26 protein-coding genes are annotated in these 25,053 nt (G+C 55.4%); 19 read left to right on the top strand and 7 right to left on the bottom strand.

Going from position 1 to position 25,053, the window contains the following annotated elements:
• Window positions 1-189 precede the first annotated feature (189 nt).
• The 14 genes from ABUK12_RS22645 (at window position 190) to ABUK12_RS22580 (ending at window position 13,013) form a co-directional block, all read left to right on the top strand.
• Window positions 190-1,011: an AraC family transcriptional regulator gene (locus ABUK12_RS22645; protein WP_410013938.1), complete on the top strand. Its 822-nt coding sequence runs from the start codon at window positions 190-192 to the stop codon at window positions 1,009-1,011.
• 879 nt (window positions 1,012-1,890) lie between these two features.
• A complete protein-coding gene (gene flhD, locus ABUK12_RS22640; protein ID WP_410013937.1) occupies window positions 1,891-2,241 on the top strand; it encodes a flagellar transcriptional regulator FlhD in 351 nt (116 codons plus the stop codon).
• Between the two features lie 2 nt (window positions 2,242-2,243).
• Window positions 2,244-2,810, top strand: coding sequence for a flagellar transcriptional regulator FlhC (gene flhC / locus ABUK12_RS22635; RefSeq protein ID WP_410013936.1), 567 nt, complete (start codon window positions 2,244-2,246; stop codon window positions 2,808-2,810).
• Window positions 2,811-3,133: 323 nt separating this feature from the next.
• Entirely contained in the window at window positions 3,134-3,280 is a 147-nt protein-coding gene (locus ABUK12_RS22630; protein ID WP_410013935.1) for a hypothetical protein, read from the top strand.
• Between the two features lie 319 nt (window positions 3,281-3,599).
• Window positions 3,600-4,520 carry an alpha/beta hydrolase gene (locus ABUK12_RS22625; protein ID WP_410013934.1) on the top strand — a complete coding sequence of 307 codons (921 nt, stop codon included), beginning with the start codon at window positions 3,600-3,602 and terminating at the stop codon, window positions 4,518-4,520.
• A 115-nt stretch (window positions 4,521-4,635) separates the two neighbouring features.
• Complete coding sequence (locus ABUK12_RS22620) at window positions 4,636-4,782, top strand: hypothetical protein (protein WP_410013933.1); 147 nt, start codon at window positions 4,636-4,638, stop codon at window positions 4,780-4,782.
• Between the two features lie 380 nt (window positions 4,783-5,162).
• Window positions 5,163-6,272, top strand: a complete 1,110-nt coding sequence (locus ABUK12_RS22615) for an ABC transporter ATP-binding protein (protein ID WP_410013932.1) — start codon at window positions 5,163-5,165, stop codon at window positions 6,270-6,272.
• Window positions 6,262-6,912, top strand: coding sequence for an ABC transporter permease (locus ABUK12_RS22610; RefSeq protein WP_410013931.1), 651 nt, complete (start codon window positions 6,262-6,264; stop codon window positions 6,910-6,912). The genes ABUK12_RS22615 and ABUK12_RS22610 overlap by 11 nt, the downstream gene beginning before the upstream one ends.
• Entirely contained in the window at window positions 6,909-7,634 is a 726-nt protein-coding gene (locus ABUK12_RS22605; RefSeq protein ID WP_410013930.1) for an ABC transporter permease, read from the top strand. The genes ABUK12_RS22610 and ABUK12_RS22605 overlap by 4 nt, the downstream gene beginning before the upstream one ends.
• A 15-nt stretch (window positions 7,635-7,649) precedes the next feature.
• The gene (locus ABUK12_RS22600) at window positions 7,650-8,552 is read left to right on the top strand and encodes an ABC transporter substrate-binding protein (RefSeq protein WP_410013929.1); all 903 of its coding nucleotides are present in this window, start codon (window positions 7,650-7,652) and stop codon (window positions 8,550-8,552) included.
• A 37-nt stretch (window positions 8,553-8,589) separates the two neighbouring features.
• Complete coding sequence (gene hutH / locus ABUK12_RS22595) at window positions 8,590-10,137, top strand: histidine ammonia-lyase (protein ID WP_410013928.1); 1,548 nt, start codon at window positions 8,590-8,592, stop codon at window positions 10,135-10,137.
• On the top strand, window positions 10,134-11,336 hold the full coding sequence (locus ABUK12_RS22590) for a CaiB/BaiF CoA transferase family protein (protein ID WP_410013927.1): 1,203 nt from the start codon (window positions 10,134-10,136) through the stop codon (window positions 11,334-11,336). Before hutH ends, ABUK12_RS22590 begins: the two co-directional genes overlap by 4 nt.
• 22 nt (window positions 11,337-11,358) lie before the next feature.
• The gene (locus ABUK12_RS22585; RefSeq protein WP_410013926.1) at window positions 11,359-12,249 is read left to right on the top strand and encodes a 3-hydroxyacyl-CoA dehydrogenase family protein; all 891 of its coding nucleotides are present in this window, start codon (window positions 11,359-11,361) and stop codon (window positions 12,247-12,249) included.
• Entirely contained in the window at window positions 12,246-13,013 is a 768-nt protein-coding gene (locus ABUK12_RS22580) for an enoyl-CoA hydratase-related protein (RefSeq protein ID WP_410013925.1), read from the top strand. The genes ABUK12_RS22585 and ABUK12_RS22580 overlap by 4 nt, the downstream gene beginning before the upstream one ends.
• Before the next feature lie 115 nt (window positions 13,014-13,128).
• Here ABUK12_RS22580 and ABUK12_RS22575 read toward each other — a convergent pair whose 3' ends face one another.
• A complete protein-coding gene (locus ABUK12_RS22575; RefSeq protein ID WP_410013924.1) occupies window positions 13,129-13,290 on the bottom strand; it encodes a hypothetical protein in 162 nt (53 codons plus the stop codon).
• 1,234 nt (window positions 13,291-14,524) lie between these two features.
• Here ABUK12_RS22575 and ABUK12_RS22570 point away from each other — a divergent pair.
• Window positions 14,525-15,514 (top strand): GlxA family transcriptional regulator, encoded by a 990-nt coding sequence (locus ABUK12_RS22570; RefSeq protein ID WP_410013923.1) that lies wholly within the window; start codon window positions 14,525-14,527, stop codon window positions 15,512-15,514.
• An 8-nt stretch (window positions 15,515-15,522) separates the two neighbouring features.
• Here the strand turns inward: ABUK12_RS22570 and ABUK12_RS22565 are convergent, their stop codons facing one another.
• Both ABUK12_RS22565 and ABUK12_RS22560 read right to left on the bottom strand, forming a co-directional pair.
• Complete coding sequence (locus ABUK12_RS22565) at window positions 15,523-16,200, bottom strand: trypsin-like peptidase domain-containing protein (protein ID WP_410013922.1); 678 nt, start codon at window positions 16,198-16,200, stop codon at window positions 15,523-15,525.
• 773 nt (window positions 16,201-16,973) lie between these two features.
• A complete protein-coding gene (locus tag ABUK12_RS22560) occupies window positions 16,974-17,195 on the bottom strand; it encodes a hypothetical protein (RefSeq protein ID WP_410013921.1) in 222 nt (73 codons plus the stop codon).
• 140 nt (window positions 17,196-17,335) lie between these two features.
• On the opposite strand from ABUK12_RS22560, the gene ABUK12_RS22555 reads away from it, so the two are divergent.
• Both ABUK12_RS22555 and ABUK12_RS22550 read left to right on the top strand, forming a co-directional pair.
• A complete protein-coding gene (locus tag ABUK12_RS22555; protein ID WP_410013920.1) occupies window positions 17,336-18,208 on the top strand; it encodes a LysR family transcriptional regulator in 873 nt (290 codons plus the stop codon).
• A gap of 17 nt (window positions 18,209-18,225) precedes the next feature.
• Entirely contained in the window at window positions 18,226-18,780 is a 555-nt protein-coding gene (locus ABUK12_RS22550) for a sugar O-acetyltransferase (protein ID WP_410013919.1), read from the top strand.
• A 5-nt stretch (window positions 18,781-18,785) separates the two neighbouring features.
• Here the strand turns inward: ABUK12_RS22550 and ABUK12_RS22545 are convergent, their stop codons facing one another.
• The 4 genes from ABUK12_RS22545 to ABUK12_RS22530 form a co-directional block, all read right to left on the bottom strand.
• Window positions 18,786-19,277: a CinA family protein gene (locus ABUK12_RS22545; protein WP_410013918.1), complete on the bottom strand. Its 492-nt coding sequence runs from the start codon at window positions 19,275-19,277 to the stop codon at window positions 18,786-18,788.
• A gap of 190 nt (window positions 19,278-19,467) precedes the next feature.
• The gene (locus tag ABUK12_RS22540; protein ID WP_410013917.1) at window positions 19,468-19,632 is read right to left on the bottom strand and encodes a hypothetical protein; all 165 of its coding nucleotides are present in this window, start codon (window positions 19,630-19,632) and stop codon (window positions 19,468-19,470) included.
• 338 nt (window positions 19,633-19,970) lie between these two features.
• On the bottom strand, window positions 19,971-21,263 hold the full coding sequence (locus ABUK12_RS22535; protein WP_410016744.1) for an MFS transporter: 1,293 nt from the start codon (window positions 21,261-21,263) through the stop codon (window positions 19,971-19,973).
• Between the two features lie 96 nt (window positions 21,264-21,359).
• On the bottom strand, window positions 21,360-22,820 hold the full coding sequence (locus tag ABUK12_RS22530) for a diguanylate cyclase (protein ID WP_410013916.1): 1,461 nt from the start codon (window positions 22,818-22,820) through the stop codon (window positions 21,360-21,362).
• A 155-nt stretch (window positions 22,821-22,975) separates the two neighbouring features.
• Here ABUK12_RS22530 and ABUK12_RS22525 point away from each other — a divergent pair, with 155 nt between their 5' ends.
• Both ABUK12_RS22525 and aldA read left to right on the top strand, forming a co-directional pair.
• Window positions 22,976-23,260, top strand: coding sequence for a YciI family protein (locus tag ABUK12_RS22525; RefSeq protein WP_410013915.1), 285 nt, complete (start codon window positions 22,976-22,978; stop codon window positions 23,258-23,260).
• A gap of 327 nt (window positions 23,261-23,587) precedes the next feature.
• The gene (gene aldA, locus ABUK12_RS22520; RefSeq protein ID WP_410013914.1) at window positions 23,588-25,030 is read left to right on the top strand and encodes an aldehyde dehydrogenase; all 1,443 of its coding nucleotides are present in this window, start codon (window positions 23,588-23,590) and stop codon (window positions 25,028-25,030) included.
• Window positions 25,031-25,053: the final 23 nt, after the last annotated feature.

Genomic DNA, 25,053 nt, shown 5'->3' with positions numbered 1-25,053 from the left:
TTTTTAGGGTTCCACCGGTTAAACGTCGCACACTACCGGGGCCGCAACAAGGTGAGGAAAAGGCAGATAAAGGGTACAATTCCGACATGGATTTAAAATTGTGAAGCAGATCAATAGTGCGTTCATATTACCTGACATGCCCAGTCAGGTTTGCTAAGGTGAGGGAAAACGGCAACCAAGGTAATTGATATGCTAGAAATATCAGTTAATTACCCCATTAGAATTGAAAATGGCGGCCTTTTTATTTCCCGCGGCCTGGGCCACCACCCCACCCGCGTCCTGGGATCCTATGAATTAATTTTTGTTGAACAGGGGATATTAGCGATTCGAGAGAACCAGCATGATTTTTATGTCAAAGCCGGGGAATCGCTTTTATTATGGCCAGGCCGGGAACATACGGGCATAGGTAATTTTCCCGCGGATTTAAAATTTTACTGGCTGCACTTCGGCATGACGGCCAGTAATGCCGCCAAAGAACAGGCGATTAAATTACCTATACCGCAATACAGTAAAATACGCGATCCACGCCGGTTTGTTACGCTGTTTAGACTGTTTCTCAGCGAGCAGGAAAACCGATCGCCCCCTTCCTCGCTGGAATTAATTCTGCTGCTGCTGTTGCAACAGGTGGCGGACGGCTGGACCGAAAGCACTGAACCGGCGGAACCGGGCATAGCCTTGGCCTGGAAAGCGCAACAGCTGATCGGCACCCAGTTTCATCTGCCTCTTACCGCATCCGGGTTGGCGTCACAACTCTTCTGCAATGCCGACTATCTGGGCCGGGTCTATAAAATGACGTTCCGTATGACCCTTACCGAGGCCATTCACCGGCGGCGCATCGGCAACGCAGAAAAGCTGCTGGTTGCGGACTGCGGCATCATTGCCGATATCGCAAAACGCTGTGGTTTCCAGGATGTGGGATACTTCAGGCGGCTGTTTCGCCGGCTAACCGGTTTGACGCCGCTGGAATATAAAAAGCGTTACTGTAAAGAGCATATTAATTCGGATATCTAGGCACGCTGGGGAACAACAGGGGAAGACCCAAAAAAAACACCGGCCGGGAGAGGCGCCCGGATTGACGCACCCTCTGCCGCACGCAAGCCGCCCCTGCTTACTCACCCGTCGCTGAGCGATACAACCTTTACACACTGTGGAAAGCCGTTGCCGGGTATGTTATGCGCAGTAGGGTATTAATTATCATTACGGCATACGCTGGCTTAATAGGTAATTGTTAAAATACCGCAACACTATTACCTTATTACGCTCGGCTGAGCGCGAATGGATTCACTTACTGCATATAATTTTGATTAAGTCACAATTTTGCCACTAAAAATTCATGTTAAATGCACTTTAAGCAAAATAAAGAGCCTAAATATTTAACACTTCAATTTAATTACCATGCTAATATTTTTAATATCAGCTATTACTAAAAAATAGCGAAAAGTCAATAAATTATTAGTGGTTGATTTTTATAGGTATTTATTTAATATGTCGATCGCTGTAACATTTGCTTAATTAAACGCGTTGTCTTAATATAAAATTAATACTTTGTTACTATTATCCTCGCAGCAATTAAGTCAAATATTGATGGCTTCACACTTAATTCTTGGTTGCGAGAAGGTATCAGTTGTTAACTTTCATGAAAATAAATGGCATCTCATCTATTTGGTTGGTCATACAACTAATGTATGACAGACGAGCTCTCCGGCTAGTTAATAGTGAATAATTGCCCGGTGATACCAGGCTATTTTTAGCAGCAATCAGGAAAAGAGAGACGAATATGACCGAATGTGTGATGTTATGCGTTGGATTGTTATTCTTTAGTGCTTGTTTTATATAAATAATAATATCAATACTCTAATTATGATTAACGGTGATTGTCAGGATGAAAAAATGAACGCCAAAGAAATTCGCCAATATATCTTCGATCTTAATTTTTCCTATTTACTTCTGGCGCAACGCTTGATTAATCAGGATAAAGCCGCCGCAATGTTCCGCCTGGGTATTGATGAAGACATGGCCGATACGCTGAAAAAGCTGATGCCATCACAAATGACGAAACTGTCGGAAGCCAGTCAACTCTTATGCCTGTTTCGCTTTGATGACCATCAGACCATCAGATTGCTGACCCAAGAGTCGCGGATTGACGAATTGCAGCAACTTCATACGGGTATTGTTTTGTCGACTGCGTTAGCAAAACGTACAAGCGCAAAAATAGTGCCTTTACCTAACCCAAGGGGGTGACCATGACCTATAAAAGCATCATTCAGGAAGCAAAAGATATCCAAATGGCCATGGAACTGATCACCCTGGGGGCCCGTCTCCAGATGCTGGAATGTGAAACACAGATCAGCCGCCCCAAATTAATCAAACTCTATAAGGAATTGCGCGGTAGCCCTCCGCCGAAAGGGATGCTGCCGTTCTCTACCGACTGGTATATGATATGGGAGCAGAATATCCACTCCTCTATGTTTTATAATATCTTCCGGGCATTAAAGAAAAACGGCGAATCCAGCGATATAGCGATAATTATCCAGGCTTATCACCTCTATCTGGAGCAGTGCCCGCCGCAGGTGGACGAGTTACCGCTGCTGACCATGACCCGCGCCTGGACCCTGGTACGCTTTGTCAATAGCGGCATGCTGCAATTAACGCCCTGTAGCCATTGTCAGGGCCATTTTGTCACTTATGCCCATCATCCGGTTTATGGGTTTGTCTGCAGCTTATGCCAGCCGCCGTCGCGGGCCATAAAAAGACGTAAGATTATACCCGAATCAGAAATGCCAGCGATAACGCCACAATATGCGTACTAATTAATGCCCCCCTGTTTATCACGCTGGCTGAGAGGCGTGAAACGGGCTGTTGAAATCGGCATATTATGAGTGGCATACGCGCCCAGGCTAAGAGCGCCGGACAGGTTTTTTTTTCGCCAGGACATCCGTCTCGCCGCATTGCCGTTATGACGCCACCGCGGCTAACCGCTTGAGGTTATCCGTGGCGTATATCACCCGCTCCATAAATCAGTTAATTTGAACAACACCAGCGAATTTATTCGATATCCCATTATGTTAATGAGCGTTATATTTATTCCATCGAAAGCAAAACGCTTTCACTCATACCACACAGGATATCAATCATGAAAAAGACCATCGCAGCCCTCGCCCTTATCGCAGCCGTTCTTGCTCCAGCAGTTTCCATGGCGGCAGGCGGTGATTACCAAAGCTACACCAACACCTATCCGGTGACGCAAAGCAGTAATCATCACGTCAATACCGCCGAATAAGGGTGTCATGAAATAAAAGACAAAAAAATTGATTAAATCGCAAAGCCATGGCGTAAAAGTCGTGGTTTTGCGATTTTTTTTGCCCGCTTTGAGTAGCCTTGCCGGCATGCTTTGCCATCAGCGCCGCCTGGGCCACGCCATCCGGCGCAACGTGACCCGTATGCCCGCAAAATAAGAGACAACATGGCCGTTGGGCTATAAGATTCAGTGTCAGTAAACGTTGCCTGCGAGATCTCAGTGTATTTGTATTTATTAAATTCAGCTGATTTGCCGGGGTTGTCCCCGGTTATGTTAACTTTATCGGCGCGGGTTAACTCCGATGAGCACTATTGACGCGTTAGGTCCAATGGGGCCGCTTAAGGGAACCCTTAGTGGAGTGCCAGATAAGTGTTCGCCAGTGGTCCTTATCATCCCGGGGTCCGGCCCAACGGATCGCGACGGCAATAGCGTACTGGGAATAAAAGCCGCGCCCTATAAATTATTGGCGGAAGGACTGGCCGCCAAGGGGATAGTCAGCGCACGCATCGATAAGCGCGGCATGTTTGCCAGCGCGGCAGCCGTACCGGACCCGGATGCGGTGACCGTCGCTGATTATGTCGATGACATTCACAACTGGATTAACACCCTGCGCCGGCGTACCGGCACAAACGCGGTATGGTTGCTTGGCCATAGTGAAGGCGGTTTAGTGGCGCTTAGCGCACTAACACGAGCGTCGGAACATATAGCCGGGCTGATATTGGTCGCATGCCCCGGCCGGCCGGCCGGCGAAGTGCTGATGTCCCAGTTGCGCGCCAACCCCGCCAACGCGCCGTTGCTTGACGCGGCCGCCAAGGCGATCGCCGCGCTTTCGTCCGGCCAGCTCATAGATGCCAGAGCAGTGCCGCCGGCCCTGGAGGCGTTATTCCGGCCGGCGGTGCAATCCTTCCTGATCAGCCTCTTTGCCTTAGATCCCGCGCAACTCATCAAGCCGGTTAACAAGCCGGTGCTGATACTGCAGGGAAAACGCGATCTCCAGGTCGGTATTGCGGATGCCAAACGTCTCCATCAGTTCGCGCCGGCCTCTACCCTTCTCCTGATCCCCGACACCAATCATGTGCTTAAACGGGTCGCAGTTGATGAACCCAGCATCAATCTGGCCGCCTATGCCGATGCGAACCTTCCCCTGGCTCCGGGCGTTATTGAAGCCATTGCGCTTTTTGTCAGGTCGAATAGCGGACAAACCCCATATCAAATCAAATAATTTGAACAATAAAAACAAATTTATTCACTAGACCATTTAATTAATGAGCATTATATTAATCACATCGAAAGCGAAAGGCTTTCACCCGTACAAACAGAACGAGAGGATATCAATCATGAAAAAGACCATCGCAGCTTTAGCCCTTATTTCCGCCATGCTCGCCCCCGCAGTTTCCATGGCCGCCGGCGGTGACTACCAGAGCTATGCCAATACCTATCCGGTAACGCAAAGTTCTAACCAGCATGTCAATACCGCGGAATAATAGCGCGGTAAAACTAAGACAAAATTTTTCATCAAGGCGCAAATCCATATCAAGATATGATCATGGATTTGCGTTTTTTTTTGCGCTTATGGCGGTCGCATAGCCGCGCCCACGCCAAGCCCCTCCCCTCTTTATCCATACCCCCTTACCCATTAGGCAAACTCTGTTGATGGCGGTGCCTCATTACAGTGCGCCGCGCTACATGATGGAACATCCAGGCTCCCGCCCTAACTCATCATCGCGCAGGCAACGGGGCGTCCCGCCACCGCTGCGGGCGGGCGGACATCCGACTGGAGTTGGCATCTAAATTGCTTGGTTGTACATACAAGAATATACATGCCTGATTTTACAGCGCGGATTATAAATTTGATGGATAAGCCATGATCGCATTCGACAATGTCACCAAATTTTACCCCGATGGCACCGTTGCCGTGGACAGATTGTCTTTTGTCGCGCCTACGGCAAAAATCACCATTCTGGTCGGCCCCTCCGGTTGCGGCAAAACCACCTCGCTGCGCATGATCAACCGGCTGATTGAGCCGAGTTCGGGCGTGATTACGCTCAATGGGCAATCCACGCAGGATATGGATGTGGTGCGGCTGCGGCGCAAGATAGGCTATGTCATCCAGAATGCCGGCTTATTCCCGCATAAAACCGTACAGGATAATGTCGCCGTTACCGCGCGCCTTAACGGCGCGACGCGGCATGCCGCCCGGAAAACCGCGCTGGATTTACTGGCGCGGGTGGGCCTGTCGCCGGAGATGGGCCAGCGTTATCCCTGGCAATTGTCCGGCGGGCAGCAGCAGCGGGTAGGTGTTGCCCGGGCGCTGGCCTCGGATCCGGAATTCATGCTGATGGACGAGCCCTTCAGCGCGGTGGATCCGGTGGTGCGCGAGCAGTTGCAGGATGAATTCCTGCGCCTGCAAAGCGATATCGGTAAAACCATTATTATGGTCACGCACGATATTGATGAAGCCATGAAGCTGGGCGATCGGGTGGCGGTGTTCAGGCCCGGCGGCAGGCTGGCGCAGATCGACGCGCCGTCTAGGCTGCTTAACCATCCCGGCGATGCGTTTGTCGCCGATTTTATCGGCCGGGACCGTGGCTACCGTAAGCTGGCCTTTAGCGCCATCCCCTCCGGCCTGGCCTTGTCCAGCGAACCCTGCGCCGCCGTGGGGATGCCGGTCGCCGAGGCCCGTGAGCGGGCGCAGGGCCGGTGGATACTGGTGACCGCTGACAACCAGCCCCTGGGCTGGTTTGATGTCGCCCAGCCAAAAAGCCATATCCTGGCCGGCGACATTAACCTGAGCGGTACGTTTGCGCCGCTGAGCGGCTCGCTGCGGCAACTGATGGACGCGGTGCTGAGCTCGCCTTCCGGCCGGGGGATCGTCGTTGACGATAACCGGCAATTACTCGGTTCGGTGAATATCGAGCAGGCGTTCGGCGCCGCGCGTCAACCGATGGACGTGGAGCAACGCCATGCGGTTTGACTGGCTCTGGGCGCAAAAAGACACCATTTTCAACCTGCTGTGCTGGCACCTGTATTTGTCCGTGGTGCCGGTATTGATTGGGTTAATCCTGGCCATCCCGGCCGGGATCGTTATCTATCGCAGCGCGCATATCAAGAACCTGCTGCTCAATATGCTGGGACTGCTCTATACCATTCCCTCCCTGGCGTTGTTTGTGCTGCTCCCGGGGATCCTTGGCACCCGAATTCTCGACACGCTTAACGTGGTGGTTGCGCTGACGCTGTACGCGTTTTCATTATTGGTGCGCACGGTATGCGACGGGCTGGATTCCGTGCCGGAAGACACCCGCCAGGCCGCCGTGGCCCTGGGATACCGGCCGCTGCAGCGGTTCTTGCTGGTGGAGCTCCCCCTGGCGGTTCCCGTTATCGCCGCCGGGATGCGGGTGGTCCTGGTATCCAATGTCAGTATCGTGTCCATCGCCGCGGTGGTGGGCATGCCGCAGCTCGGAGCGCTGTTTACCCAGGGGTTCCAGCTGCATTTCCTGACGCCGATTATCGCCGGTATCGTCTTATGTATCGCGCTGGCCCTGGTTCTCGATAATTTACTGCTGCTGGGCGCGAATAAGATTACGGCCTGGAAACCTAAACGGAGCGGACGATGATAGCGTGGTTTATGGACAGCGCCCATTGGCTGGGCGATGACGGCCTGCTGGTATTAATCACCCAGCATGTTATTTACAGCGCCGAAGCGTTGCTTATCGCGTTGATTATCGCTTTTCCCATTGGCTGTTATGTCGGCCATACCGGCAAAGGCACACGCACGCTTATCGGTATCGCCAACGCCATGCGGGCCTTGCCCACGTTTGGCCTGATTATTTTACTGGTCATTATTTTCGGCCCGGTGTTCGAATCGGATCTGGCGTTTATCGTCCCCTGTCTGATTGTGCTGATTATACTGGCGCTGCCGCCGATTATGATGGGGATCTATTCCGGCATGACCGCCATTGATCCCAGCGTTATCGACGCCGCCGTCGGCATGGGGTATTCACCCTGGCGCCTGCTGCTGACCGTGGAAATTCCCTGCGCGCTGGCGCTGATCCTGTCCGGCATTCGCAGCGCGGCGCTGCAGATTGTCTCCACCGCCACCATTGCCGCCTATGTGTCGCTGGGCGGCCTGGGCCGGTTGATTATCGACGGCCGCGCGCAAAACGATTATCCGCAGATGGTCGCCGGCGCCATTACGGTGGGCGCGCTGGCCCTGGCGGTGGATTTTATCTTCTCGTTGTTCATTCGTTTCATGGTCTCATCCGGCATACAGCGGCGCGAGCGCCGGCGTAAGCCTTTTATTCTATTAACCCACTATATCAATCGCCTATATCATTAACCGGAGCCCGTCAAAATGAAAATGAATCAATTGCTCGCAGCAACGTTGTTTTCCGCCGTTTTATTGCAGACCGCCCCGGCATCGGCTGATGATAAAACGTCCGCGACCGGCGATATCGGGACCATTATCGTGGGATCGGCGGATTTTCCGGAAAGCCAGTTGCTGGCCACGATCTATGCCGACGCGCTGGCCGCGAAAAATATCAAAGTGGAAAAGAAATTAAACATCGGCAGCCGGGAAGTGTATATGCCCGCCTTGCTGGACGGTTCCATTAATTTAATCCCGGAATACAGCGGCGCGACACTGAGCTATCTGGACGAGAAAACCCAGGCCCATAGCGTGGAAGATGTCGAGGCCGCGCTGGGTAAAGCCCTGCCCGCCAAGATCAAGATGCTGTCCATCTCCCGGGCGCAGGATAGCGACGTGCTGGCGGTTACCGACAAAACCGCCAAAAAATATAACCTGAAGACCATCAGCGACCTGCAGCCCGTCGCCGGCAAACTGGTGTTGGGCGGACCGGCGGAATGGAAAAGCCGGCGCGAGGGGGTGAAGGGTTTAAAAGACATTTACGGCCTGACCTTTAAAAACTTCAAGGTACTGGATGTGGCGGGACCGCTGACTTTGTCGGCGCTGGTCAATAATCAAATCCAGGTGGCGGATATGACCTCGACCGACCCGGCGATGAAAAAAAATAACCTGGTGGCCCTGGAGGATCCCAAGCATCTGTTCCCGGCGCAAAATATCGTGCCCCTGATTGCCGCCGACAAACTCAGCGCCCCGGTCGGTGACACGCTGAATAAGATTTCCGCCCAGCTTACCACCGATGATCTGATTGTCATGAACGGCAAACTGGCCAATTTTGACAGTATCGATGCGGTGGCAAAGGAATGGCTGACCCAGCACGGCCTGGATAAATAATGCCGGTGAATGAAAACCATCCGGTCGGGAGCATGATATGGCTTTAGTGGATAGCATTCTGTTAGGCAAAACCGCGACCACCACCGGCGATATCGCCGCGATTGCCGCAGGCGCCGAGGTACGGCTCGATCCGCCGGCGCTGGCGGGCATGGCGGCGGTGCACCAGGAAATCAACCGGGCGCTGGCCGCGGATAAAGTGATTTACGGCCTGACCACCGGCGTGGGCGATCTGGTTACCCAGCGCCTGTCCTCGCCGCAAATCGCCGCCGTGCAGTTGAACATGCTGAAAAGCCATGCCTGCGGCACCGGCGCGGATCTGGCGCCCCGGGAAGTGCGCGCCATGATGGCGGTAATGATCAAATCGCTGTTGCAGGGTTATAGCGGCGTCAGTCCGTCTCTTGTGACCAGCATGGCGATGATGCTGAACCGGGGTGTTATTCCCTGGGCGCCCGCCAAAGGGTCGGTGGGGTATTTGATAGCCACCGCGCATATCGGCCTGGCGGTTTTCGGCCACGGCAAAGCCTGGTACCAGGGGGAACTGCTGCCCGGCGGGGAAGCGCTGCGCCGGGCGGGTATCGAGATGCGCACGCCGGGACCGCGCGAGGGACATGCCCTGGTCAGCGGCACATACGAAATCACCGCCCTGGGATGCCTGGCGGTGGAGGAATTTACCGCGCTGCTGCCGGTCGCCGACGCGGCCGGCGCAATAAGCCTGGAGGCGTTGAAAGGCAATATCCGTGGTTACGATGCCCGTCTGCACGCGCTGCGTCCGCATCCCGGCCAGCTGGAGACGGCGCGCATCCTGCGCTGCCTGCTCCAGGACAGTGAAATACTGGACCGCTATCGTGATTTTCGCGTTCAGGATGCGCTGAGCCTGCGCTGCATTCCGCAAATTCACGGCGCGGTACGCGACGTGCTGGCCTGGTGCCGGCAGGTATTGACCACCGAGATCAATTCCGTCACCGATAATCCGGTATTTCTGGTGGAGGACGGCGAGCTGCAGGTTCTGCCGGGCGGCAACGGCCATGGCGCGCCCACCGCCCTGTGTCTTGACGCGCTGGCGATCGCCGTTGCGCAGCTCAGCACGGCGTCGCAGGCGCGTTCCGACCGGTTGACCAACAGCCACCTCAGCGGTCTGCCGGCATTTTTGATCCAGGAAGGCGAGGCGTATTCCGGCATGATGATCCCGCCTTATGTCGCCGCGGCGCTGGCCGGCGAAAACCGCGCCCTGGCCTCTCCCGCCAGCGTTCACACGGTGTCGACCTGCGCGGGCCAGGAAGATCATGTCAGCATGGGTGTGACGGCGGCGCGTAAAGCGCTGGATGCCCTGCAAAACGCCGTCGATATCGTGGCCATCGAACTTCTCTGCGCCACCCAGGCCATTGATTTCCATCGGCCGCTGCGCCCCGCGCGGGGAACCCGGGCGGTGCTGGCGGTAATACGCCGGGAAGTGCCGTTCCGCCAGCGGGACGACGAGATGTATCCGGATATGTTGGCCATCCGGCGGCTGATCGCCGACGGCCGGTTATCGCAAGCCCTGGAACCCGTGCTGGCCGATGGCGCCGCTACGGGAGCGCGCCTATGACGATCCCCGTTTCACCGCGGCCGCTGGAAGGCATCCGGGTGCTCGATCTCTCGCGCGTACTGGCGGGTCCTTATTGCGCATCCCTGCTAAATGATTTGGGCGCGGAGGTGATTAAAATAGAAATGCCGGGCAAAGGCGATGATTCCCGTGATTTCGGGCCGCATATCGGCGGCGAAAGCAGTTATTTCATGCTGCTCAACCACGGCAAAAAAAGCCTGACCCTGAATCTTAAAACCCCCGAGGGCCGGCGGCTGCTGGAGCAATTAATCGCAACGGCCGATGTGCTGGTGGAAAACTTCCGCCCCGGGGTGACCCGGCGTCTGGGCATTGATTACGGCGCGGTAAGTGAAATCAATCCCAGGCTTATCTATGCCAGCATCTCCGGTTTCGGCCAGGAGGGTCCCCTGGCGCATAAGGCCGCGTATGATCACGTGATCCAGGCCATGGGCGGCATTATGCAGGCGACCGGCTGGCCGGACGGCGAGCCGACCCGCGTCGGCGACGCCATCGGCGATGTCGTCGCCGGGCTTTATTGTTCATGGGGCGTGCTGGCCGCGCTGCTGCAACGGGGCATCACCGGCCGCGGCCAGCAGGTGGACATGGCGATGCTCGACGCCATGGTCTCGTTGCAAATGGTCTCGCTCACCCAGTTGCTGGGCGGCAAACCCTCCGCCGGGCGCCTGGGCAATGCGCATCCCATCAGCGCGCCGATGGACAGTTACCGGGCCGCCGACGGCCACGTGGTCATCGCGGTCGCCAACGACAGCCTGTTCGCCCGTCTGGCGGCGGCCATTGACCAGCCTGGGCTGGATAAGGACGCGCGCTTCGCCACCGATCCGCAGCGGCTGCGACATCAGTCCGAGCTGCGCGGTTATATCGAGGCGTGGCTGCGGGATAAAAACGTGGCGCAGGCGGTGACGCTGCTCGACCAGGCGGGTATTCCCGCCGCGCCGGTTTGGGGGCTGGACGAGGTATTGCAAAGCCCGCATGCCTTAGCGCGGGGACTACTGCAAAAAGTCGTTCATCCCACCGCCGGCGAAATCAGCCTGCTCCCCCAGCCGGTCAAGCTGAGCGGCATGGCGCAGCCGCCTGAACTGATGCCGCCGCGGCTGGGCGAGCATACCCGCGGCATCCTGGGCGACATCCTGGACCTGAGCGAGCGCGAGCTGGATGAACTCCAGCAACGCGGTGTTATTTAACCCGGCAACGGAGCAAAACGCTATGCAGCCAAATAAAATCGCCGTAATCGGCGCCGGCACCATGGGAACACGCATCGCGGCGGTATTCGCGGCGCGGGGCTTTGCCGTTTCGCTCTATTCGCGCACTGCCGCCTCGCTGGAGAAAGCGGAGCCGGTGATCCGGACCCTCGCCGGGGGGGACGCGCCGGTGACCTTCACCACCGTATTAGCGGATTGCCTGTACGGTGCGGGGTTTGTGTCGGAAAACATCGCGGAAAACCTGGCGCTGAAACAGGAGGTTTTCCGGCAGATTGAGCAGCATGTCGGCGATGACTGCCTGCTGACCACCAATACGTCCAGCGTGCCGATCGGCGCTATCGCCACCGTTCTGCGGCGGCCGCAGCGGTTTATCGGCCTGCACTGGTTTAACCCGGCGGACGTGATGCCGATGCTTGAGATCGTGCGGGGACCGCTGACCGGCGAGCCCGCCTTTCAGCAGACAATGGCGCTGTGCCGCGCGCTGGGAAAGACGACCATCGCCGTCGACAAAGACGTGCCGGGATTTATCGTCAACCGTTTGCAATACGCCTTGCTGCGCGAGGCTTTGCATTTGGTATCGGCGGGCATAGGCACCGTCGAGGACGTGGATTTCGCGGTACAAAGCACCCTTGCGCCCCGCTGGTCCGCCATGGGGCCGATGAAATTAATGGATTTCGCCGGGCTGGATACCGTGCGCAACGTGGCGGCTATCCTGTTGCCGGAGCTGGCCAACGATACCCATTTGCCCGCGTGGGTGCTGGATCGGGTGGAGCAAGGCCATCTCGGCGTAAAAAGCGGCCGGGGCTTTTATGTCTGGAGCGAGGAAGAAATCAAAACCGGCATGGAACACCGCAACGACATCATTAGCCTGCTGACCGCGAAGAGGTCGTCATGAGCTTTATTTCCTGTCGCCGCGACGGGGCCGTGGCGCATATCCAGCTGGACCGGCCGGAAAAACTGAATGCCCTGAGCGCCGGCATGCTGGACGAACTCTACGCCGAACTCTCGTCGCTTGATGCCGATGCGGATATCCGCGCGGTGGTTATCTCCGGCGGTCCCCGGGCTTTCGCCGCCGGCGCCGATACCGGCGAACTGGCCGGCGCATCCGCCGTTGCGCTTTATGTCAGCGGCTTCAGCGAAAAATGGGATCGCATCGCCGCCATCGACACCCCCCTGATTGCGGCGTTATCCGGCCACACGCTGGGCGGTGGGCTGGAACTGGCGCTGTTATGCGATATTGTTATTGCCGACGATACCGCGCGGTTGGGGCTGCCCGAGACGCATATCGGCATCATTCCCGGCGCGGGGGGCACGCAGCGGCTGGTCAAAGCGGCCGGTAAAGCCATGGCGATGGACATGATCCTGACAGGGCGCCGTCTGTGCGCCGCCGAAGCGCTGGCGGCAGGCTTGATAAGCCGCATTGCCGCGCCCGGGCAATTGATTGCCGTTGCGATGGAGATTGCCCATAGCGTGGCGGCGGCGGCCCCGCTGGCGGTTAAAATGGCCAAACGCGCCGTGCTGGCGAGTTTTGATATGCCGTTGACGGCGGGCATCGGCTATGAGCGTTCGCTGTCGGCGCTGATTGCCGCCAGCGACGATCGCGACGAAGGCATGCGCGCGCTGGCGGCAAGGCGCCCGCCGCAATTCAGCGGGCGCTAATCAGTTATCGCGACGGCCGCAAGCCTGTGGGTTCGCCGGTAAACAAAAACCGCACCTTGGCCAGCCGGGAAGCCGGCATTGGGGCGCGGCGCTCACAACAGGCGGGGATGCAGGATCAGCGCGGCGTTTGGTGCCATCGCCTGGCCTCACCTAAGACAATCTCGCGGTACGCCGTGACGCGGATGCCCTGATTGGTACCGCCGGAGACCATTTCGTATTTGAGCTTTTCATCTGTCTCCGTTCCCACATTCAAGGTTTTTTTAACCGTTAAAGTCACCAGTGATGACTCCTGTAAAAAATTTGACCTGGAATCTTGTCACATGCCAGCGGCGCAAAAGCAGATCCGCATGACATTTTTTGTTTAATTTTTGCTCGCGGCCGGGGGTAAGATTTCTTAAGTTAACCTTAAGAAGGAGGTGAATCATGGCAACCGTTGCGGCGTTTATCATCTATGCCATCGTCATGACCGTTATTGCGGTGAAAGTGCGCGAGTAACGGCGACGATCTCCCCGCCCGTCCCGGGACGCGCACCGCGCCCCGGGAACACCGTCCGCGAAGACGGCAAAGGGGCGACGTGAATTCGGCGCAGGCCTGAGCGGGAATTTCTTTAAAACTGAACGGCGGTTATTTGCCGGATTTATATTTCCAGTTCCATTTAATGGAACCCATTAGGTAAATACGCCAGCGGGTTTCCCTGGCGACGTTAACCCTTTGCCGCCTGGAAAGTGAGGACTGTTTCGGCCGGGACATATTCTCGCTTGCCGTAATAATGCATTATCACAGAACAATTGTTACGCATTTAACATTCATGTAACGCCAAAGCCAATATTGTCTTGCGCCGCCACGGCGGGATGACTATTCGGTAAAACACCATCCCGGATTGATATTTACCCGACATGCTCCGCCATACTTTAAAAGGCGTTAATGCCGTCATCGCTTGCCCGATCCGGCCCATTGCGCAGGATTACGTAATGAATGATTAATGAATATAAAAATGGAATGTCATCCCAGTTACGATAATAACCCTGCCTTGCACAGTACGTCTTCGCGGAAAACGCTGTTTAATTATATATCAGTAAAATCTGATAAACCATCATAAACCTCAGTGGATCTTAATAATAAAAACGTTTCATTTCATAAAGATACTTAATTTTCAGATCTGCTGGTGCCGGGCTTTCCGGCACTGCTGTAAAAATGAATATATCCTAAAGTAATTAATAATATATGTTTTAAGTGTTTTTTCTTGCCATACTGTCCATTTTTTGCTGACCGCTTAAACAGCGGAAATAAATATTACTTATATATTAAAATGTATCTAATCATTTCAAATCCTTGCCAAGGCGCTTTACATTATCTTACTATCCGGCTATTAATATTCACAACTTTTCCACCTTGTAGATGATTATAAAAATTAAGGCCAATGGTAGCAAATTTCCAATTTACCGACGATTTGCGTCAAATGTTAACCACTACTATTGCAACACCTGTTTATCCGCACAAGGTCATTAAGCATGCCAAATCGCATACCCACAAAAAAAATAGTGATTTTGGGTATTCCACCGATCGATCTTTTAAATGTCGCCGGTCCAATGGAAGCGTTTCGTCTGGCGAATACGCTGGCGGAAAATAAATCCCCTTACCAGGTGGAACTGGTCTCCGCCGGACCGGATAAAACCATCGAAACTGAAGCGGGAATAAGCCTGCTGGGCCATTCAGCCCTGACCGATAAAAAATGGGATACGTTTGTTATCGATACGTTGATCATCACCACCACTATTGCATCATTCGGCCTGTATCCGGCGCATACCATTGAGTGGATCAGCAGCCAGGAAAGCCGGGTCCGCCGCATTTGCACCGTCTCCGGCGGTATCTTCGCCCTGGCCCAGACGGGCATGCTGGAGGGAAAACACGTGACGACCCACTGGCGCGTAATGGATGAATTCGCCAAACACCATCCCGGAGTTCATCTGGAGGAGCAGCCCATTTGGGTCAAGGATGGCAAAATATACTCCTCCGCCGGCATGTCTTCCGGCATTGATCTGGCGCTTAACCTTATCGCCGACGATCATGGCGACCGGCTGGCGGGGGAAGTGACCAAGGAGCTGGTGATGTTCCTGCGCCGGCCCGCCGATCAGGCCCAGCTCAGTTTTTCACTGTTGGCGCAATACTCCAGCCACCGCAGCCTGAAAACGCTGCAACCCTGGATACATGAGCATTTAGCCCAGGAACTTACCGTTGATGTGCTGGCGGATAAGCTGGCCATGAGCCGGAGCACCCTGATCAGAATATTTAAACATGAGCTAAACACGACGCCGGCGAAATATATCGAGAACATTCGCCTGGAAACCGCGCAGCGCTACCTGCAAATGACCACCATGAACCTGGATAAGATTGCGGCCAAATGCGGCTTTACCAGCGCGGATGTGCTCAGGCGGGTATTTCAGCGCAATATCGGCATCAGCCCCCAGGCCTATCGGCAACAGTTGGCCAAAGAGGATTGAACGTCCCGTCAGTGTAGCCCGCCGACAGCGACTCTGGCCACGGGGAGCGCGGCCGCCGGCGTCGGCAAGTCGGGCATTGCCGTCGATTTTCTCACGCTGGCCAAGTCCTTGCCGTCCATTTCGGTGGCCACCCAAGCCGCGATATTTTGATACGGGACAAAGATGCTTTGCCTGCGTTTCGGGTGCGTGGCGGTAAAGATGCCGACGATAGCGCCGTCGGCCACATATACCGGCCCGCCGCTCATGCCCTGGATGCCCCCGGCGTCGGTCAGCCCCATCCGGCAACTGGTACCTGGCTTATCCCACCAGCCGAAGGCCTGTAACGTGCCGGATGACGATGTGGGCAGCGTCGTATAGGCGTTGTAGCCATAAAGATTGACGCGTTCGCCTTTAACCGCTGATTCCAGCCTGGGCAACGCCCGTCCCTTATTATTATGGTAGATTATGGCCACATCGCAGACGGGATTATAGGCTTTTACCCGGACCATCATTAATTTAGCCACATGCCCGGCGGTAAGACTGTAATTTTCCGTCAGCGGGAAACTGGAGCCGACAGCGCCCGCCAATACAGGAATACCGATAAAATGAAAATCCGCTTTGTTACTGGCGGTCTTGTCGACATTATAATGACCTACCGCGCTGCAACCCGTCAATAATGACGCCAGGATAAAGATAATTACTTTCACTGTTGTGCCTGCTGATAACATGCATTGCAAAGAAGAGCCTTGCGACTGCTAATGAAAATGATGCCCTGTAATATACAAATAGCGTCAATCAATTTTTCATTGAGAAATTCTATATTTCGGACATGCCATGACATCCTTATCCACGCGAGTTTAAGGGAATGTTCGCTATGACGTCATTATAATGACCCATGAAATAACCATTGATTTACATCAATTTTATGCCGCCTTGTTCATCATCGACTCCTGGCGACCATGGGTTGCCACCCTATTTTCCACAGCATAGAAAGCCTGATGTCGTATTACGGGTGGTAACGGTAATTTTATATAGCCATATAATCTTATTTCTTTTTTATGCCGTTTTTTAGGCAAGCTTCTGCTGGCAATAAATTGCGCATGCCGGTGAAAACTATACAGCATAGTTAAAACAAGAATCACACATATAATTAACAAATTCATTGATAGTAAACCGGTTCGGATTTTTGATAAATATGACCCGTCCTGACCACATTCGGGGGCCATCGCGTTACGCTTTTATCGGTACAGTTATTTCATACAGATCGCCAAAAACTGGGGATATTAATTCGCCCGCGTTTTCATCAGCGCGCGAGTATATTAAGACTATAGGAAAATTCCTAGGTGTCATTGTTACGACGATATGCTTCTTTTTTCAACAGCGGGGATACGTGGTTTTGCCGGACGGGGATATTGCCGGATCTTGCGTCCAGCCGGGGGAATGGAACCTACCGGCGGCCCCTTACGGCCGCCGGCGGGATTTACTCCAGCAGCCGCGTCGGGACAAAATCGCCCGCCTCCGCCGCGTCCCGGCGGAATTTGTCCAGCGCTTCGCGACTGTCCGCCGCGCGTACCTGGAGCGGGGAGATGCTGAACCCCTGCAAAAGTACCGCGCGGATAATAATGCCCGCCGCCGGATCGTCCAGGGACTGGGGGGTGATGACGTCGGCTTTGCGCAAAAAGATAAAATGCTGTTGTTTCATGCCATTCTCCTTTATCTACCGGATAACCAGAACGCTATGTGAGCGGGATCACAAGAGCATTCATTAGGTCCGAAAACAGTAGAGCGCAAAAAATGATTGAAATATAATCACTTAAATTTCGCCATTGATAACCGTTTGGAATGGATAATCGATTATTGCGCGCCTTTGTCATCCTGGCGGCTACCAGGAACTACCGCGAGGCGGCACAACAGCTGTGTATTACCCAGCCGGCGTTGTCAAAACAGATTAAAGCCCTGGAACATGCGCTGGGCATCACGCTGTTTGTCAGGGGAAGACGGGGCGCCCTGCTGACGCATCCGGGAGAATTGCTGTTGCCGAAAGCCGCCGAACTGGTGGAGCTGGCAGGGACATTCAGGCACTATGCCCTTGGGGTGGCGAAAGGGACCACCGGCAACCTGGCGATCGGTTTTGGCATCTCCGCCTTAAAAACGGTGCCGGAATTGATTGCCCGCTTCCGGCGCGCGTATCCGGACGTGACCGTCAGTTTGGAGGACCTGTCCTCGGCGCAACAGCATGCCCGCTTATTATCCGGCCAGCTGCAGCTGGCTTTTATGCGCCTGCCGGTGGATCCGCCGCTGCAGGGGCGACGGTTTATGTCGGAAAGCCTGGTGCTGGCGGCCAATAAATCCGCCTTGCCGGCCAGAGACCCCGACATGCGGATGTGGCGGCATTTCCTGCTGGCGCAGCCCTGGGTCCAGCTTTTGCCGGATAAAGGGCCGGGGCTGTATCAGCAGATAGAACAGTATTTGCGCTTTAACCAGATTAGCCCGCGGGTGGTCCAGCAGACCCGGGATATGCAAACCCTGATGGCGCTGGTCGCGGCGGGCGTAGGAATCGCCATCGTGCCGGAAAGCGCCGCGCACATCGCTCCCAGGAATATAGCGATGATCCCGCTGCAGGGAGCCTATGCCCGCTGGGAGGTGGGCATGATTTGGAACCCCACGCTGGCGGACCCGGTGCGGGATGGGTTTATCGGCATGGTTAACGCTTAACAAGAGGCGGCAATACAATGAGCGAATTGGAGAAAATGCGCCGGGGCGAGCATTATTTTATCAACGATCCCGAACTGGTCGAAATACGGCACGCCGTCAGGGATAATGTCGATCGCTATAATGCCCTCGGGCATCGTGAAACGGCACGGCAGCAGCAGTTGCTGGCGGAAATCTTCGGCCAGGTCGGCGATGATGTGCATATCGAGAAAAACCTGCGGGTCGATTACGGCATGAACACCCGGCTCGGGAGCCATGTGTTTATCAATTTTAATTTTGTCCTGCTCGACTGCGCGCCGGTAAACATCGGCAACCATGTGTTTATCGGCCCGGACGTGCAGCTCTACACCGCCCATCATCCGCTCGACCCCGGAGAACGCGGCCGGCATATCGGCTGGGCCGAACCGGTTACGCTAAGCGATAATGTCTGGATTGCCGGCGGCTGCATTATCCTGCCAGGCGTGACGATTGGTGAAAATACCACCATCGGCGCGGGCAGCGTGGTGACGCGCCCGATTCCCGCCAATGTCGTGGCCTGCGGTAATCCGTGCCGGGTATTACGCCCCCTGCCATGAAGACGCTATTTATTTTGCAGTAATTCGCGCATCCTGACCAATGCGAAAACAGCCGCCTGTTCAATAACGGCTTCGCAATCGCCGCTGAACCGTTTTACCTGCGCATGGACCTTGTTATCCGGCGTAACCCATCCAAACCAGATGGTGCCCGCGGGGGTGCCGTCAGGTCCGTCCTCGGGTCCGGCGTAGCCGCTGACCGACAGAGCGATATCTTCACCTGCGACCTGCAGCGCGCCCGCGGCCATCTCTTTCACGACCTGTTCGCTCACGGCGGTATAGGTTTCCAGGGCGTGCCATCCGACGCGCAATACTTCATGTTTGGCGCGATCCGTATAAGTGATGAAGCCGCGGGTGAAAAAATCACCGCTGCCGCCCACGGCGCACAGCGCCATGGCCACCAGGCCCGCCGTGCAGGATTCCGCGGTGGTCAATATGAGCCTATCCCGGCGTAATGTTTCGGCAAGAGCGCCGGCGGCGGCGTTGAGTTGTGAATTCATCAGTCGAGTTTCCATAAACCTGTGGTGTTGTTCTTTTATATTATAATATCGAGGCAACACGGAAAGTGCCGGTGTTCTGAATTATAGCATTGCGCTTTTTAGCTGGATTATAAAAAATTCATGGGCTGCTGATAGTTAACATCAGCAGCCCATGGGCTTAGGCTAACAGTGCGCCCTGCCGGCGGCATCATTATTTTTTGGTGCTGCTTTTCCCCTTGGCCTTATCGTCTTTTTTATCTTTGTCGTCACTTTTGGCTTTTGCCGGCGACTTCGCTTTTTCAGAAGGTTTGTCCTTGACGGGCGCTTTATCTTTGGAGGGGGCAAACGTTCTCTTACCTTCATGATATAGGGTCATTTTAACTCCAATGCATTAGGTGATGATTTGGTAAGAAATATACAAAGTGCCGATGACCGCAAAATAACAACAGACACTTTTATTGCACTAGCATTATTAGTTTAGACCGGGCACGGGTTAACACAACTTTATTTTATCCGTGGAACCGGGACGTCCGGATTGAACGAAATGATGTTATGTTTAATAATAGACCGGGGCCACCGGCGCGCCGGCATACCCCCTGTCACCGCTGCCCAGAGGATAATGCCATGCTGCCGACATTACAGTTTATCAGTGAGCTTCTCAAGCTGATCCACAGCCTGTTCAGCTAAGGACGGACGCGGCCCTTAGCTGAAGCGTTAACGCAAATGATCGTCGCCGCGCAGGGTTATCAGCGCCAATAGGCTGATTGCTGAAATTATAACGACATAATAAGCCGGTATATCAATGTTACCCGTTTGTTTTATCAATCCGGTAATGATGAGCCCCGCGCAGCCGGAAAATACCGCGTTGGAAAGCGAATAAGAAAGACCGAGACCGGTATAACGCACCCGGGTCGGGAACATTTCGGCCAGCATCGCCGGCCCGGGACCGGCCAGCAGCCCCACCACCGCGCCGGCGACCAGCACCGCAAGCGCCTTCATCGCCAGGGGGCTAGACGGATCCTGCAGCAGATGCAGCAGCGGAAACGTAAACAGGATGGTGGCCAATATCGCCGCCACCATCACCCGCTTGCGCCCAATCCGATCGCTCAGCATACCCGCCGGCAGAATGGTCAGGGCGAAACCCACGTTGCCAAGCACGGTGGCGACCAGCGCCTGTAAAAAACTGGCGTGCAGCGTCGTTTGCAAATACGCGGGCATGACCACCAGAAAGGTGTAGCCCGCGGCGGACCAGCCCATCATGCGGCCGATGCCGAGCATGATGGCCTTGACGACGGCCAGCGCCGGCGCCGAGGGCGCTGCCGGCGCGGCGTCGTGATGGATGGCGCGAAAGGTGGGCGTTTCCTCCAGGCGCAGGCGCAGGCCCAGCGCGACGACGCCCATCGGCAACGCCAGCAGGAACGGAATGCGCCAGCCCCAAACATGCAGCTGATCGGGAGTAAGGCAGGCGCCCAGCAGCGCCACCATGCCCACGCTCGCCAGCAATCCCAGGGCCACAGTGAATGATTGCCAGGCGCCGAACAGGCCGCGCCTGCCCGGCGGAGCAAACTCGGTCATCAGCGCCACCGCGCCGCCGAACTCACCGCCGGCGGAAATCCCCTGCACCATACGCAGTAGGGTCAGCAGCAGCGGCGCGGCCACGCCCAGGGTGGCGTAGGTCGGCATTACGCCGATAAGCGCGGTGGACAGCGTCATCATGATGATAACGGTAATCAGCGTCGGCTTACGGCCGAGGCGATCGCCGATACGGCCAAAAATTATCGCTCCCAGCGGGCGGCAGAAAAAAGCCAGGGCGAAGGCGGCGTAGGTCAGCACCAGGCTGGCCGCGGCGCTTTCGCCCTGCAGGGTAAAAAAATTGGCGGCGATGAGGGTGGCGAGAAAACCATAAACGCCGAATTCGTACCATTCAATAAAATTGCCCACTGAGCCGGCAATCAGCGCTTTGCGTTGCGCGGGCGTTACCGCAATGGCGGTGCGGGAGAAAGTCATACGGTCACGGTCGCTGTCGATAAATAGGAACATGCACTATAAATCATTTGCCCGCGCTGGCAACAATACCGGCGGCGCGCGGCGTCTTGCCCGATGCTAATCGCGTTTTTCAGCGCGATTGCGTCCCGCCTTTTTCGCCTGGTATAAGGCAATATCGGCGCGATCGATTAGGGCGTCCAGGTTTTCCATTGGCCGGTGTTCCGCCACGCCGCAACTGACCGTGGCGCTTATCACCGCCCGGTCGGTAACCACCTCCGACTGCCCGATATCGTGGGAAAGGGTATTCATGCGCCGCAGCGCCTCGTCGCCATTGCATTCGGTAAGCAGCACCAAAAATTCATCGCCGCCCCAGCGGCAGACGAAATCCGTGCGGCGCAGGGACGTCCGGATTAAGCGGGCGATATGCTGGATGACCCGATCGCCCGCGCCGTGACCATAACGATCGTTGATTTGCTTAAAATAATCGATATCAATGATCGCCATGGCCAGCGGGGCGTTTTCTGCCGCCCTGGCCCCCCGCAAACGCTGGAAGCGATACTCAAACGCCTGACGGTTCATGATGCCGGTCAGTTTATCGGTGGTGGCCATGGTTTCCAGGCGGCGCTGGTAGCCGCCGATGGTCAACCATAAAAACAGGATAAACAGTACGCTGACGCCGGCCCCGATGCCGAGGTTCTTAAGCAGCGTCATAAACAGGACCCGCTCCAGGGGATGCTCGCTTTGCTCCACCATCAAATACCAGTCGAATTCCGGAATGAGGCGCGTATGGAGCAGCACCTGCCTGCCCTGGTAATCATATTGATAGCTGCCGCCCGGCACGGTCAGAATCGACGTCGCGAGCGGGCCCAGTCCCGGTTGCAAGCGGATTTGCAGCGGCCGTTTAAAGGTGGTGCCGTGCAATATGACCGCCCCGGTTTTATCAACGAAATAAATGGTGCGGTTATAGCGGCGTTCATATTTTTCAATCAGGTATTTGACTTTTTCGACGGAAAGGCCGATGCCGGTAATCCCGATAAAATTGCCCTGGTAATCCATAACCTTATGATTAACGAAGATATCCAGGTGAGTATGGTCCTCGGGATCGGGGCGCGCGTCGATAAAATACGGCTTGTCGCCGGCCGTGGCTTTTATCTGGAAATACCACCGATCCTTATCCTCCTGCTCGGAGACGGTTTCCAAAACCCGTTTGGGATCATAATAGCGCCGGGTTTTGTCGGAGACAAAAAAGGAAAAAATAGTGTCGAAACGCCGATCGATCTCGCTCAGATAGCGAATCATCGCCTTCGGATCCTGCTCGCCATCCACCAGCACCCAGTCGCGGACAAAGGTGTCATGGGCCATCAGGGAAGAAATAAATATCGGTTTTAACAGATCTTGCTGGATCTCGGAATAGACATTGTCGCTGGTCAGCGGTAGCGTGTTTTCTTCGATTTCGTCGTTGAGCGATTGCCTGGCCACCTCATAGCTGCTCCAGCTGATGATTAAAAAAGCAGTGAGCAACATCAGGGTAAATAAAATAATGGCCCGTGTTTTATTCAACCAATGCAGGTTGTTCATCAAGTTCACCTGGTACGTCATCTTCTTGCCATAAAGAGTGCGTTAATAGTGCGTCCCTGTCACGCGACAAATCCCGGTCGGGTTTCATCGGCAGGTGGAGGTTGCCACTGTTAAGGTTTATCCTGACGGCATCATAAATCACGCAGGAGCCGCAGATGTTTATCGTTGATTTAACGTATGAAGAGCCCATGGAAAAAGTTGAGGCGCTGCTGGAAGCGCACCTCGCCTGGTTGCGTAACTATTTCGCCACCGGCGATTTTGTGGCCTCCGGAAGGAAAGTGCCGCGCATCGGCGGCATCATCCTGACGCGGACCCTGCCGCGTCCCGATCTGGATGCGATCCTGGCGCAGGACCCCTTTAAGGAAGTGGCCAACTACAGCATAACCGAATTTGTCCCTTCCACCACCAGCGAACTGCTCAGCGCCCTGCGTACGCTCTGATAATGAGCAGGGCGTCACGCTCAACGCGTTGGCGCCCCCTCCTGCGGTCAATGGATTTCTGTGATATTGCTCAAAATTACACATTAATATTGCCTGTCTGCCGGACAAGGTATTTTTGAGATATTAATCACAGCGTTCTTGAAATGGTTGCCAGACTATTTTTCCTCGTGGCAATAAGACAAAGATACTGCGCGCAAAATGCGGCAAAAGCCAGGGATGCGGGGACCCATGCCGCCGCCGGGGCCATTGCATTATTACGACGGCCGGAGTAAAACTTTTATCCAATGCGCAACAATAACCCTACAATTTCTTAATGGAGTTGCAGCGATGGCAATAATACAGCAACAGATGTATATCGACGGCGAGTTTGTTTCCAACCGCAGCGATAAATGGATTGATGTCCTCAACCCCGCCACCGAGGAAGTCATATCCCAGATACCGGACGCCGATGCGGACGATGTGCGCAACGCCATCGACGCCGCCGCGCGGGCGCAGCATGATTGGGAAGACTTGCCGGCTCAGGAACGGGGCGTGTGGCTGCATAAAATTGCCCAGGGCATCCGCGCCAGGGAACAGGAGCTAACCGATATTATCGTGGCCGAAGGGGGCAAGACCCAGGGCCTGGCCAGGACCGAGGTCTTGTTTACCGCCGATTATCTCGACTATATGGCCGAATGGGCGCGGCGCTATGAGGGCGAGATCATACAAAGCGACCGGCGCAACGAGAATATTTTTGTGTTTAAAAAAGCCATCGGCGTGACCACCGGCATCCTCCCCTGGAACTTTCCCTTTTTCCTGGTGGCGCGCAAAGCGGCGCCCGCGCTTATCACCGGCAATACCATCGTCGTAAAACCCAGCCAGCTGACGCCGAACAACGCCATTGCCTTTGCCGGCATCGTGCACGAGGCCGGCTTGCCCCGCGGCGTGTTTAATCTGGTGACCGGCCGGGGTTCGGTGGTGGGCCAGGAGCTGGCGGCCAACGCAAAAGTCGGTATGGTAAGCCTGACCGGCAGCGTGGCGGCGGGAGAGCAGACCATGGCGGCGGCGGCGAAAAACATTACCAAGGTCTCGCTGGAGCTCGGCGGCAAGGCGCCGGCCATCGTCATGAACGATGCCGATCTGGATCTGGCGGTCAAGGCGATAGTCGCCTCCCGCGTCATCAATACCGGGCAGGTCTGCAACTGCGCCGAACGCGTGTATGTGCAGGAAGATATTCAGGATGACTTTATCGCCCGGCTCACCGCGGCGTTTAACCAGGTGACTTTTGGCGATCCTGCCCGGGAAGAAAACCTGGATATGGGGCCGTTGATTGACGCGGCCGCGCTGAAAAGCGTGCAGGACAAAGTGGATAACGCCGTGGCGCAAGGCGCCAGGGTGGTCACCGGCGGGCGGCGGGCGGGCGATAAGGGCTATTTTTTCCAGCCTACCCTACTGGTGGATGTAAAGCATGAGATGGATATCATGCATGAGGAAACCTTTGGCCCGGTGCTGCCGGTCACGACCTTCCGCACCCTTGACGAAGCGGTGCAAATGGCCAATGACTGCGAATTCGGCCTGACCTCCTCGATTTATACCACCAACCTCAATACCGCCATGGCGGCGATAAAAAAACTGAAGTTCGGCGAAACCTATATTAACCGGGAAAATTTCGAGGCCATGCAGGGCTTCCACGCGGGATGGCGCAAGTCGGGCATCGGCGGCGCCGACGGACGCCACGGGCTGGAAGAGTATTTGCAAACCCATGTGGTGTACCTGCAATACCAGGCCTGATGGCGGCCAGCGCCGCCGGCGGA

The organism is Sodalis sp. C49 (assembly GCF_046352915.1).
Taxonomy (GTDB): Bacteria; Pseudomonadota; Gammaproteobacteria; order Enterobacterales; family Enterobacteriaceae; genus Acerihabitans.
This window is presented reverse-complemented; position numbering and strand designations above follow the sequence as displayed.